Origin of the sequence: Cloacibacterium normanense, from assembly GCF_002943105.1 — a bacterium.
In the GTDB taxonomy this organism is placed as follows: Bacteria; Bacteroidota; Bacteroidia; order Flavobacteriales; family Weeksellaceae; genus Cloacibacterium.
The window spans coordinates 30694-44579 of record NZ_PTPZ01000006.1 but is presented as its reverse complement, the minus strand read 5'-3'; the positions used below and the strand labels follow the sequence as shown (position 1 = coordinate 44579).

Below are 13886 nucleotides of genomic sequence, written 5' to 3'. Positions count from 1 at the left end.
CTTTTATTTGCTTTAAATTCTTACATTTGAGAAATGACTTAATTTAAAATTATAGTTTTTGTTTATTCTAATCATTTAATCTTTTTTGCAGTGAGAAAAGCACATATTCAAATCATTTTTTCTGCTTCTGATTTATCTAATCATATTCATTGTAAGCACTTAACTAATCTTAATTATGATGTTGTTGAAGGTTTAAAGGAAAAGCCAATTAGTAATAATAAAGTTTTAGATGTTTTAAGAGAAAGAGGAATTGATTTTGAAAATTCTTTTTTAAATGAATTAGAATCTAAAGGTTTCTCAATTGTCAAAATAGATCAAGAAGTAGAAAATGCTAGGCAAAAGACTATTGAAGCTATGCATCAAGGAGCTGATTACATCTACCAAGCAAGATTAAGTAATGAAAAATGGCAAGGATGGGCTGATTTTCTAGTAAAAGTAAATAAATCTAGTAATTTAGGTGATTGGTCTTATGAAGTAATTGATACAAAACTTTCAACAGAAACAAGAGCAGGAACCATATTACAAATTGCTCTTTATTCTGAAATGATAGAAGAAATTCAAGGAGTTCTGCCTGAAAATATGCGTGTGAGAACACCTGAAAGTGAAATTGTATATCGTGTAAATGATTACATTTCTTATTTACGGTTAATTAAAAAACGATTAGAAACTGCTATTGCAACACCAGTGGAAACTTATCCAGAACCTTGTTCTCATTGTGATATTTGTAATTGGTGGGAATATTGTAATAGCATTAGAAGAAAAGATGACCATTTGAGTTTCATTGCAGGAATGGGTACTTCTCAGATTAAAGAGGTAAAACTTCATGGAGTGACTACATTACAAGCTATGTCAGAAATGCCATTACCTATTCCTTTTAAACCAAATAAAGGTTCAAAAGAAACATTTACAAAATTAAGAGAACAAGCTAGGATTCAAAATGAAACTAGAAGTTTACAAAAACCAATTTATGAAGTTATAGAATTAAAGGAAACTACTGGATTTTACAATTTAGCTGAACCAACTGATGGAGATATTTATTTAGATTTTGAAGGTGACCCATTAGTGGAACCATCAGGACTAGAGTATTTATTTGGCTGGGTATTTCAAGGAAAATATCATTGCATTTGGGTTTCCAATATGGAAGAAGAAAAAATAGCACTGGAGCAGTTTATTGATTTTGTTTTTGATAAAAAAAGTGAATATTCAGGTTTACATGTTTATCATTTTGCTCCTTATGAAACTATAGCCTTGAAACGAATGATGGGTAAATATGCTACAAAGGAAAATGAAATTGATATTTTATTACGAACCAATTGTTTTATTGATTTACATAGAATTTTAAAACAATCCATTAGAGCTGGAGTTGAAAGATATTCATTAAAAGATTTAGAAAAGTATCATGGATTCGTAAGAGAAATGGAATTAAGAACTCTATCTAAATTTAAAGCTGATTTTGAATTTTTATTGGAAAGTAAAAAATTTGAATTGATTACAGAAGAGATGAAACAAGCTATTCAGCTTTATAATCAAGATGATTGCTTTTCTACATTGCATTTGCATCAATGGTTAGAAAAAGAAAGAGCATTATTGATATCAAAGGGAAGTGATATACCAAGGCCAATATCAAATGATATTGAAGAACCTGAACATGTTACTGCTCATTTGGAACGCATCACGCCTATTTATGAGGCTTTGATGCATGAAATTCCACTCGATGTAACTGAACGAACCAAAGAACAACAAGCAAGATTTATTTTGGCTAATATGTTGGATTGGTATAGAAGAGAACAAAAATCATTTTGGTGGGAGTATTACAGAATTATGGAATTAGAACCTGATGAGTTATTAGATGAAAAAACCGCTATAACTTACTTACAATTTACAGGTGAAAGCGTTCCTGTCAAGAGAAGTTTTGTCGATACTTATAGATTTCCTAGTCAAGAAAGTGAACTAAAACCGGGAAATCAAATAAAGAATGAGAATGGAGGAAATGCAGGAGAAATTAATGAAATTGATGAATTAAATGGAATTCTTAAGCTTAAGAAAGGACCAAGCATCAAAGATAACCATCCATTTACCATAATCAAGTTTGAGCAGTTCAGTACCAAAGATAAAGAGGAAAATTTAATTCGTTTTGCCGAATGGATTGTTGCTAATGGTTTTGAAAATGAATTACCTAGCTACAAAGTTACAAGAGATTTATTATTAAATAAGTTGCCTCAACTTACACAACCACTAATTGATACAGACATTTTATTGGAAAAGAGTATTGATTGGGCTACTAAATTAGATTCTAGTTACTTACCAATACAAGGACCACCAGGAGCAGGAAAAAGCTATACTGGAAGTCATATGATTTTTGATTTGATTAAGAAAGGCAAACGTATTGGAATTACAGCACTTAGCCATAAAGTAATTATCAATTTACTTGAAAAAATAAAACATCTAGCAGACAAAGAAACCTTTGATTTGAAGATAATTTATAAAGGTTCTTCAACAGATGAAGGAGATTATCCATGGGATATTGCCAAAAACGTAGATACAATTGTAGCTAATCTTCAAAATTACCATATAGTAGCTGGAACTAGTTTTATGTGGTGTAGTGAAAAGTTGAAAGATACTTTAGATTATTTATTTATAGATGAAGCAGGTCAATTTGCTTTGATTGACACTCTAGTAGTTTCACATGCAAGTAAAAATGTTATTTTACTTGGTGATCATCAACAATTGAAACAACCTATTAAAGGTGTTCATCCTGAAGGGACTGAAGTATCTGCTTTGGAACATTTGTTAGAGGGGAAGAAAACCATCCCTATTGATAAGGGAATATTTTTATCTAGTACCTGGAGAATGCATCCTAATATTTGTTTATTTGATTCTGAAATGTTTTATGAATCGAGATTACATTCAGAGAAAGGAAGAGAAAATCAAAGGATTGAAGGAAATACACAATTTATTGGTTCTGGGTTATTTTATAAATCAGTTGCCCATGAAGGTAATAGCAATATGTCATTAGAAGAAATTAATGCAATTGAAAAAATTGTTCAAGAACTTACAAAGGGTGATGTTTTTTGGTATGATGAAAAAAACAAAAAAAAAGTTTTAGTTGCTAGTGATATAAAAATAATCACACCTTACAACAGTAATGTTTTTGAAATGCAAAAGCGATTACCACATATTCAGATGGGTACTGTAGATAAATTCCAAGGACAAGAAGCACCCGTAGTTATTTATAGTATAGCAAGCTCATCACCTGAAGATGCTCCGCGAGGAATGGAATTTTTATATAGTCCGAATAGGTTGAATGTAGCTGTTTCAAGAGCTAAGGCAATGTTTATTATAGTAGGAAATCCAAGGATATTTGAACCTGATTGTAAATCACCCGAACAAATTAAATTAGCAAACCCATTTTGTAGATTTATAGAGCTTGCTAATTATTGCATTTAAATTAAACGCTGTTTTTTATTGGTAAACAAATACCCATTTTATAGATATTCTGATAAGATTTTATTTCAGAAAATTTTAGCTCAATATCTTTATTAAGAGTAGGATAAATAATGATACAATCTATAATTTCAGTATTACTAATTTCTTTAGAGAAATATAAATAATTACCTTCTCATTACATTAGATTTTTGTTTATCTTCAAAAGAAATTGCATTGCTTTGTTTTTCAATCATTCCTAATTGTGAAGCATTAAATAATTCAGAGTTTTCTGCCTTTCTCTCTCCTACATAGTCCTCACTCTCTCTATTTTTTAATTGCTCCTCCTTTTCAAATCTGTATTTAGAAAGCAAATCCTCTCTTAAATTGGACAAATCCTGCAACTTCTTATCCAATTCTTCAATTTTATTTTCGGTTACTAATTTCTTGTTTTCAATTTCAGTAACATTGATTCCTTTTTGCAATAAATGCTCAACTTCCTCTTTTACTTTTTCTTTAGCTAAATTTATTGTCTTTTGATAAAACGGTAACTGGTTTTTCCAATATTCAGCATTATCACCTTCTTCTTTTGAATAGCCAAGGATCCTATTATAATTATTCTGAGCTTTGGTAACATCTTCTTGTACTTTTAAAAAATCTTGATGCTTTCTCAAAACAAAAGCAATGTCGGCGAGATGCTTATTTTTCTCATTTTCGATTCTCTTTTTCATTAATTCAATTTCAATATTCGCTCTAGTTTCAGGATTAGTGATAATTGCGGTTTTTAATTCTTGAGTACTGATATCAGAAACATCCAAAACATCGGCTCCTTTCTTCATGGCTTCTAAATATCTTGCTTGTTTTGATTGTAACTTTTGAAGCATAAAAACATCAATACTATCGTTAGTAAGCATAAAATTGATCCGCACATTTTCATTTTTATTTCCTTGTCGCCACGCTCGCCCCTCCACTTGTCGTAATGATGTGAAATTGTAAGGTAATGAAAGCATATAAATATCCGTCGTATTTTCCTGAAGATTCATCCCTTCCTGAATAGCCTCACTTCCAATAACTATTTTTATTTTTCCATCGTTAAAGTCATTTTGAATCGCTATTCTTTGATTTTTATTTGTTGCTCCTGTGATAATTCCGATTTCTTCTGGTTTGTAACCAATTTCTTGAATAAGATATTCTTTGAGTTTTGGAAATTCCGCTACTGCCAATTCAGAATAAATAATTTGTCCAGATTCAGGAATGTCTTTTTTGTTCTGTTGGATTAAATCCATCATTTGCTTCAGTTTCGGAGAATTTTCAACAAACTCTTTTAAGGAAGGATTTTGACCATCATAACAAGGTGATAGATATGGAGAAATAGCAATTAGTCGTGCATTAAGAATATGGGTAAGAATTGCTCCTTTCTGAGTTTCATTAAAACTTTCATTGAGTATTTCGTATTGCTCTTTCGTTAAGTCATTTTGTTCAATTTTATATTCTTTATTGATTTTATTGGGGCGTTTTAATTCTGGATTGTCTTCTTCTCCTTTAATGTCAATAAATTCAGATAGAAGTTGTTGAAACAAAGAATTATTCTTAAACCTTCGGACATTGGCTTTAAATTTCACATCACCTTTTGCATCAATCTCCATATCATTGTCTGCCTCCATAAAGGTTTCAAAGAAAGTATTCACATTGAAATATCCCGATTCTTCCAAACGTTTATTGGCAATTAATGAAAGGATTGAGTAATATTCTAAAGGTTTATTGGTAAAAGGCGTTGCTGAAAGAAGAGTAACATTTCTGCCATCGTTTTTATCTTGAATGTATTGTGCAGCCATCCAAGTATTGATTCCCAATTTTGAAGTTTGTTGATTTTGGCTTCTGAAGTCTGATGCAAATCTGCGGTCTTCGATTTTAACTTTTCCAACAATATGATTTGCGTTGTGAACTTCATCATAAGTGAGATGATCAAAACCGAAATCTTCCCAATCATAGATTTTCCCACGCTTCATTTTTCCCTCTGTTTCTTTCACTTTTTCAAGTTCCTTTTGAAAATCTCTTTCACTAATGGAATTTAGACTTTTTAATTCGTTTTCAGAAATATAGGAAAACTTTGAAGCAAGATTTTGAGTAATATTTTCTGAAAAGCCAATATTATTAAACCCTTCGTAAGTAACAATGGTAATTTCCCCGTCATTATTATGAAATTTTGACAGGTCGTAATCCTTACCAAGATTGCCAAGAACATTCACTTTTGCATTCGGAATTGTTTCAAAAATCGTTTCCACCCATTGTTTCAATATACTATCATTGGGCACAATAATGATTGGTCTTTTAGCATTTCCTCTTTCCATAGCTTCATGCATTGAAAGAATACCAGACAATGTTTTCCCAAAGCCAACCTCGTGCGCCAAAAGCCCTACTCCTTTGGTGGTTTGTCGTCCAATTCCAGCTTTTTGAACTTCGGTTAGTTTTAATTCTTTTCCTTTGAAATTTTGATGAATTTTTGAGAATAGTGGAAATTTAGAATAATCCGGAACATGTATATTGTTGTAATTTCTATTAAATTCTTTCACGAAACGATTTCTGATATCATCGTTTAATTCTTCCCGAACAAATTTGTAAAACAAATCATTCGCAGCAGCTTTTCTTCTTTCTCTGACCAAAGCATTTCTTTCTTTATCACTTCCAGTGACTGTTTCATTATTTACAAAACTTCGCACTTCCCAAGCCGATGAACCCGCAAAAGCCTCACTGGATAAAGTCCCAACAAAATCTTTGAATTTTTCCGCAAGATTGTAATTTTCTGTAATGGATTCCATTTGTCTTGTATTCGGATTCCATCGATCTTTATCTATTATCCCTAAATCAAATTTATGTACAAACTCATGATTAGGACTGATGAAAATTTCGTCTAAAGATTTTGTTTTAGGGAGTACACTTTCTAATAAAGATTTTTGTTTTACATATTGATTTATCATTTCTCCATTGGCATTTTTAACCGAAAAATCTTTTTCAAGTTGTTCTAATTTTTTATAGATATTCCCTTCAGCATAATAAAAATCATGAACCCATTTACCATCAATATAATTTGCAAATCGAGAATGTTTTTCATGATTATTGAGTGTTCCTTCATAAGAGGTATCTCTGAAAGCTTCAATTTGTTCTTTGGTAATATCAGAACTATTTTGTAAAGAAGTATTGACGATTTCATCTCGTTTGGAAAACTGATATTTTAAAATTCCTTTCTTGAGTTCAGGTTTGGTTTGAATTTTATACTCATTCTCCTTTTTGTTATTGTGAATAGAAATTATTCTATCACTTTTTTCAATAATCTCTTTTAAATTTTCTTCTGAAAACAAAGTCGGTTTTGCTATTAAGTCTTCGAGAAATCTTTCATATTTTCTTATCTCTGAAACAATTGTAGGCGATTTAAATTTGATATTATTGAGTTGAGAAAGTACCGTTTCAATTTTAACTTGAGCTAAATCAAACTCTTTTTCGATGGATTGCTTTTCATTCTCTGTTTTAGTTTCAATTTTTGTTTCAAATTTTTCATCAATTTTTTGTTCGGTATTTTCTAAAAATAAATCTTCGAAAAGATTTCCAATTCTTGCGGTTTCCTTTTTGTTTTTAAAATTTTGAATTTTTGATAAAGCCTCTTCTAAACTTCCATGAACATAATTTTCTAAACGTCCGAAACGATTAGTTTTTTCCCTTATTTCTCCTAAAATCCTTGAAGGATTAACTTCAAAATAGTTCGAAATATCAGTAGAAATTTTATGAATACTTTTTTTGAGAATAATAATATCCGTTCCTATTTGAGTTCCTGCAAAAGCTCCGTTTGGCAAACGAAAACCTTCTACGATATTCGCATTTTGCAAATCCTTTTGTCTATTCAGCCAACCTGAAGGAAGCACCATAGCCAAAATCCCATCTGCTCTTAAAGAATCTAAAGAACGTTTTACAAAATAATCTTCGTATTTTGAAATTTTGGACTCTTCCCCCAAACCTTTATATAAGCCGCGATGTTCACCATAAGGAGGGTTTCCAATTACTAAGTCATAAAGTAAATATTCTTCTTTTTTAATTCCTTTTTCATCAATAAATTCGGTTTCAAATGAACGAAGATTAATATCTGCTTCGGGATGCAGAATTTTTGCAATTTTAGCCGTAGTTTCGTTGATTTCAAAAGCAGTAATAATAGATTTTAGTGCTAAATCTTTTGTAGCATAAAGAAAATTACCCGTTCCAACACTTGGTTCTAAAACTGAAATTTCTTTTTGATTAATAATTTGATCTCTGATTAAATTTCGAACTGTATTTACGATTTTATCGTCGGTGTAATATTCGTCTAAAATCCCTCTGCCTTCCTTTGTAGTTCCACCACTTTTGAACTGGTTACAAATTTCTTTTAAATCCTCAGTGATTTTGAGATTTTCTTTCAGAAAAACTTTTTGATTATTAGAAACAAAACAAGCTACAGAAACTACTTCTGCAACTTGTTCATTGGTCAGTTTCTGACCTTTATATTTTGATATGAGTAAGTCTAATTCCTCATTATTTGTAGAATTAGGACTTAATGTTTTTTCTGTTCTATGGGATACAGTTCTCCTGGATATGATTCCTCCCAAGGAATTTTCTCTTCTTTCATTTTTTTCATCATCATTTTGTTGTGGACCACCATCGTATCCTCTTTCTCTTTCTCGTTCTCGTTCTCTGTATCCGACCAAATGCTTCCAGATTGTGTCTGCAAGTCCATTTCTAGCATCGTTGCTGCCCAATCTTTGTCCGCTTGGGTGATTTCCAATTTGTTCGGATTGGCTGTTTTTGCTAAGTTTTCCAATATCTCTTCCAATAGATTCGGATCCCAAGTGCTGAGTATTGGGAATTCCTTTTGATTTATTGTAATCTCTTTCATTTAGTGTTTTTTTTGGTTCGACTAAAGTAACATTTATATCATTAGATTGAAGTTTATTTTTTAAATATTCCTCCAAATTAAGATTGGCATTTTCAGAAATCCCATACAATGTTCTGATATCCTTAATATTTTTGTTTTTAAATTCCGTAAGAATGTTGAGAGTATGCATATTTCCTGTTCTATCCCCCTCCAGACAAAGAAATATTTTACCTTCATAGTTTTGAAATCGGTTAATAAATCTTTTAGAATATTCATCGGCATTGAGCGTTACTAGAGTTCTATTGTTGCTTTGATTATTCAACTTCAAAAGTTCTAAAAATGATTCTTTGTCTTTATGATTTTTAAAGACAATCAACTCGTTTTTAGTTCCTTGTTCAACGGTAATATCCTCAAAAAAAGGATTCAAAAGTTCTTTATCACTCACTTTTTCGGTTTTTTACAAACTGGTTAAACTCAAAAATTTCTTTTGCTGTATCATCCCAATTTTTTCTGGGAATTAATTGAAGGGATACAAAGATGTCGTTCTTTTTATCATATGAATCGATCCTTTCAATTCTACCATGATAATCTTTACCAACTTCTTTGTATATTGAATAAGGCAAAATCGTATCAGATGGATAAATATAATATCGGGTATAATTCCAAGGCGAATTGATTTCAAAGCGTTTGTAATTCTTTTTGAAAAGTATAGTATCACTCAATTTTCTGCGGTTTCTGTAATTGAGAAGTGTGGTTTTTGTAAAAACAGCTCCTACAGTTTTGGCATATACCGAAGTTGGTTTTTGCTGTTTTTGTATTTCCGAAAAAACTGATGAAGTATTATTATTCAAATTGTAGTAAACAGTATCTTTTATGAAATAAGTGTCTGTTATTATTTCTGGAAATTCATTATCAGAAACTAATTCTATAAGTGAATCATTTTGATAGTTGAGTCTAGAAATATGGAAGGTTTGCATTTTATTTAATCCTTTGGAAGCATCAAAATAAACGTTGGAAATGATGTCGATACCTCCTTTTTCTGCCTTTATTTCTTTGTGACAAGAATTCAAAACAAAAAGCAGAAGAAAAAATGGGAATGTTAATTTTTTTTTCATTTTTTATAGATTAAAAAAAACGGCAAATCTGAAGACCTACCGCTTTTAAATTAGTTTAAGGAATTATTTATCGTTTAATACTTTGCTCCTTCACATTGCTTTTTTCGTGTTTATTGTCTTGTTCGATACCTTCCAAAGGTTTGTTGGTATTGATTCTATTCATATCAGAATCATACAGCTTTAGATTTCTGTTTTGAGGATTAAGGATGGCTTTTCCTTCAATAACCTTATCATCCTGCTCAAATTTCACCTTAACAATATTTCCCTTTTCCAAAGATTTAATAGTATTTTCTTTATACTCAGGCTTATCAAAAATAAGGTTGGATTTTTCTACTATTTTGTCGGTCTCAACACCATAATTTTTATAAAAATTTTGAAATAGATAGTTTCCTTTTTCTGTTTTAGGCTCATCAAAATTTAACTGTACAAAAGCAATTTCCTTCTGCTCACTTTTAGGGTTATGAAACTCAATTTTCACACTTCTTCCTTCCAAAAGATTAATAGCTTCTTTTGCGGTAAAGGTATTTTCTCGGTTCACGGGGAAATTATGAGAAATCTCCTCCTTCTTTTCGTTCGTCAATTTTGCGCAGTACGAATTAAGAAAAATACCTCCACCATCTGTTTTGTTGAATTTCAAAGTAAAATCTGCCTTATTTCCAGATAATGCTTTGTCAGAAGTCGTCTTGACTTCAAATTGTTGATTTTTGGATTTGATACCTTTTTCTAAATCTTTGTGGAGTTTCTCTCCTTCTCCAAAACCAAGGTATTTTAATTGATTTTTTAGATACTCTACTTGGTCGAATTCTTTCTGTGTTTCCATAATTTTTGGGGTTTAAATGTTATTGATTAATATTCTAATGATAAATTTTTGATCTATCTTCTAAATTTTCGTGATTTTTTTTGTTCTTCCGACTGTAGCTCTTCTTGTTCCTCACGATTTCGGTTGGAATCTTCATACATATCTTTGTCATTTACATTCAGCTGAACCTTAGAATTATTTTCTTTTGCAATTTGTTTTTCATCTAGCGTAATACTGTTTACAGTATCAATTTCTCGAGAAACAATATTCAAATCGTTTGTAATTTTCTTAGCGATTTCTGGATACAACCCTATTTTTTCTTGTAAAAAACTTTTTAATTTTTCTAGCTCCAACTTATATTGATTGATTTCTTCTTGATTTTTTCTTTCCGAAACGATTTTTGTAAGTTCATGAGCATTCTTGATCAAATCCATTTCTTTTATGGTATTTGTTTCCTTGTCAAAAACAAATGCCTGTTTTGAAAATCCCAATTGAGCAGAATGCCTATTATCATTAACATAGTATTGTGATCTTGTTTCAGAATACTGAATTTTTTCTTTACTCTTATCCAGTATTTCTGATAGGTTTTTATCTCTTTCCAAAAAAATAACTTTTAGCTTAGTGTTATTTTCGGTGAGTTGAAAAGTAGCCCTATTGTTTTCGTTGTCAGCCACAATAGTATAACCTTGTAGGAATTTCTGAATATCATCTGCTTTTAGTTTTTTTGAGAATGATAAGTCTTCATTGATTATCCCGAACTTTTTCAGTTCTTCGGTTGGTAAATTTTCATTTTGCATAATTGGTAGTTATTAATTGGTTTACTTTTATAAGGTCATTTAAAAAATGAGTAGGATTGATGTTTTTGCCGAATTCTTTTACAGAAAAGTGCAAATGCGGTCCAGTTGAATTTCCAGAACTTCCGCTTTTAGCGATGATAAAACCTGCTTTTACAAACTCTCCGACACTATAATAAATTTCTGAAAGATGGAGATAGGCAGTCTCATAACGGTCAAAGTGTTTAATTTTGATGTAATTTCCACCACCATTATTGTCCCAACCTGTTTCAGTGACTTTCCCGTCCAGAACCGAATAGACATTTTCATAATTCGCAATCAAGTCAATTCCATTATGAAATTTAGATGCTCCAAAAATCGGATGAGTCCTTATTCCATAAGGTGATGTGACAGAGATTTCATTATTTAATGGCATTACAATTTTTAAATAATTCATATCTCGTGCTTCATTTGCAAAACTGTATTGAGACAATTGATTTTTATTATTTTTAATTTGATCAAGCATTTTATTTTGAACAACTAGAATCAAGGAATCCTGTAATTTTTGCGTATTCCATTTTTTATTGTGAGTTGATGATTTTTCTTTAAGTAATGTTTTCAGAGAATCCAATTCTTTTTTCAGGTTTGTTTTTTTGACCATGTTAAAAATCTCTTTCAACGACTTTTTATTTTTTTTTGGCTTATGATTGTCCGTTTCTTTCACTTGCTCTATTACTTTTAGATTATCAATTTTCTTTGGTAATGTATATGTCAGGGTATTAAATTGTCCTAAAACTAGAATATGAAAAGACAATATCAATACTGCTATAAAATATTTTTTTATGGTTATCATTTATGTTGTTTTTATATTTTCATTGACTATAAGTTCCACCTCTTTATTAATTTTTCTAAAGTTGGTCATCAGAACATCTTCTTTACGATTGTTTCCAGCTTTGTCTATAAAAGAATAATAAATTGGCATCGGAACGTAGTTTTGTTCTTCTTGATTAATGGCTTTCATATCCAAATTGATTTTCCCGTTAATTGCAGATGTCTTGTATTCATCGGTATCGTTCTCTTCTCCTTGCGCAATCATTCCTACCATTTCTCCTGTTCTTAAAGCTGCTATTTTTCCCGCAGGAATCATGAAATCCATCTTTTCGTTGATGCTAGTTGTAGTTCCTTGTTGGGAAATAGATTGAGAAAAAGATTTCTGCTTGATTTTCCCAAATAGTTTTTCAAGCCATTCCAAAGTGTTTTTATCTCTTGCCGAACCAGAAAGTATATTCCCCACAATAGCTGAAATAGTATCAGCCACTTCTTTTTTATAGAACTGACGTAATTGCGGTATTTCCTGAAGTCCTAGCAGAACAGCAACCCTATTGCTTCTTGCAGTCGCAACTACATTATCAATTTTGTGGATGTATATAGTAGGAAACTCATCAGCGATAATTGCTCCAGGCATATTATGTTTGGAATTGACTAAGCGTAACGTACGATTCAGAACAGCAGAATATAATGCCGAATTAATATCTTGTGTTCCTGGGTCGGATGCCAGAATAATGATGGATGGATTTTCTCTGTCTGTTATTTTCAGTTCCACTTCATCCCCCGAAAACACCCAAAAGCTTTCTTTAGTTGTCAATCGGGAAAGGAAAATTTTGAGCGTTCCGACTTGTCCTTCCAATTGGTCAAAAGCTTTATTGTCATAAGCCGTTTTGAAAGGCGAAAGCAAGGAACCAATTTCTTCATTTGTAAATAATGTGTCAAAAATTTCCTTATAGCTTCTATTCATAAAAGAAAGAATATGAGGCAAGTCTGAATATTTTCCGTTCTCTAGTTTTGCAAAAAAGTAAATGCAGGAAGCCAGAAAATTAATAGCAGATTGAGTGAAAAATGCTTCAGAACCGCCTCCCGAACTCGAACCACCTTTTTGCAATGAGGAAACCATTGATTCTGCCATTTCCTGGGCTTCCGCCAAAGTTTGGATGTATTTTTTATGAAATGGATTGACTCTCCTTGATTTTTCGACTTCATTTAAGTTAATTACATGAAAGCTGTAATTATAATCCGAATCTTTGCTTTTTTTCAGCAGGTAATGGTAGTATGCAATCTGTGCCAAATCGGGAAATTTAAAATCATAAATGCAAAGACAAAAACCTTTGGCAATCATCTGTCGGATAGCTGGATTAATCACGCCGAAAGATTTTCCAGAGCCAGGTGTTCCAATCACCATTGTTCCACGAAAAGGATTCAGATTAATCCAACCTTTATTGCTTTTTCCTTTGTATCTAAATAAATAAGGAATGTTGATATTAGTGTCTGACTTTATCAGTTCCTGATTTTGGTCAAAAGATTCTTCCTCGACGTTCCATCGGTCTTTTCCCATCTTTTGCTGCATCAATTTTGAAATGCTGTCAGCTCCCATCTGAAGAATGACTGCTCCCAAAAATGAAAGAATTGCATATATGACCTGATAGAGATTAAAGCCTGGAAATATTTTGGGGAGTTTTACATTTCCAGCTTCATTCTGCACAATCAGAGATGAAAAAATCATGATTAATCCTAATACCATTGGAACCACAATCTCTGTAGAAATATTTAAGTCTTTCTTTTTTTTGGCTTTCGTTCCAACAGCTACCAATCCTATCAAAATCAATGTGGCAAACTTGGCATTGATAGGAGGGTAAATAAAACTCAGCTTTGAGAAGTTTTTCAATAAATAGGATACAACTGGAATATTGGCATGAAGATAAAAAAGCGATGCACAATCTAATGCCACGACAGCATACACTGCCTTCTGTAGGAAACCGTAAATCTTGATTTGATGTTGTTGCTCTTGCATTTCTTGAATTAAAAAATTAAGGGAATAAAAGATT

7 protein-coding genes are annotated in these 13886 nt (G+C 31.4%); 1 reads left to right on the top strand and 6 read right to left on the bottom strand.

Annotated features, from left to right (window positions below):
* Positions 1 to 90 precede the first annotated feature (90 nt).
* Entirely contained in the window at positions 91 to 3447 is a 3357-nt protein-coding gene (locus C3729_RS09995) for a TM0106 family RecB-like putative nuclease (RefSeq protein ID WP_104794012.1), read from the top strand.
* Between the two features lie 164 nt (positions 3448 to 3611).
* On the opposite strand, the gene C3729_RS09990 is transcribed toward C3729_RS09995, so the two are convergent.
* The 6 genes from C3729_RS09990 to C3729_RS09965 all read right to left on the bottom strand — a co-directional run bounded on the left by C3729_RS09990 (position 3612) and on the right by C3729_RS09965 (position 13852).
* Positions 3612 to 8765: a helicase-related protein gene (locus C3729_RS09990; RefSeq protein WP_104794011.1), complete on the bottom strand. Its 5154-nt coding sequence runs from the start codon at positions 8763 to 8765 to the stop codon at positions 3612 to 3614.
* Entirely contained in the window at positions 8758 to 9435 is a 678-nt protein-coding gene (locus C3729_RS09985) for a hypothetical protein (RefSeq protein WP_104794010.1), read from the bottom strand. The genes C3729_RS09990 and C3729_RS09985 overlap by 8 nt, the downstream gene beginning before the upstream one ends.
* 67 nt (positions 9436 to 9502) lie before the next feature.
* Positions 9503 to 10255 carry a DUF6449 domain-containing protein gene (locus C3729_RS09980; protein ID WP_185117740.1) on the bottom strand — a complete coding sequence of 251 codons (753 nt, stop codon included), beginning with the start codon at positions 10253 to 10255 and terminating at the stop codon, positions 9503 to 9505.
* Between the two features lie 53 nt (positions 10256 to 10308).
* A complete protein-coding gene (locus tag C3729_RS09975; protein ID WP_104794009.1) occupies positions 10309 to 11031 on the bottom strand; it encodes a hypothetical protein in 723 nt (240 codons plus the stop codon).
* A complete protein-coding gene (locus tag C3729_RS09970) occupies positions 11021 to 11860 on the bottom strand; it encodes a M23 family metallopeptidase (protein WP_104794008.1) in 840 nt (279 codons plus the stop codon). The genes C3729_RS09975 and C3729_RS09970 overlap by 11 nt, the downstream gene beginning before the upstream one ends.
* On the bottom strand, positions 11861 to 13852 hold the full coding sequence (locus tag C3729_RS09965) for a type IV secretion system DNA-binding domain-containing protein (protein WP_104794007.1): 1992 nt from the start codon (positions 13850 to 13852) through the stop codon (positions 11861 to 11863).
* Positions 13853 to 13886: the final 34 nt, after the last annotated feature.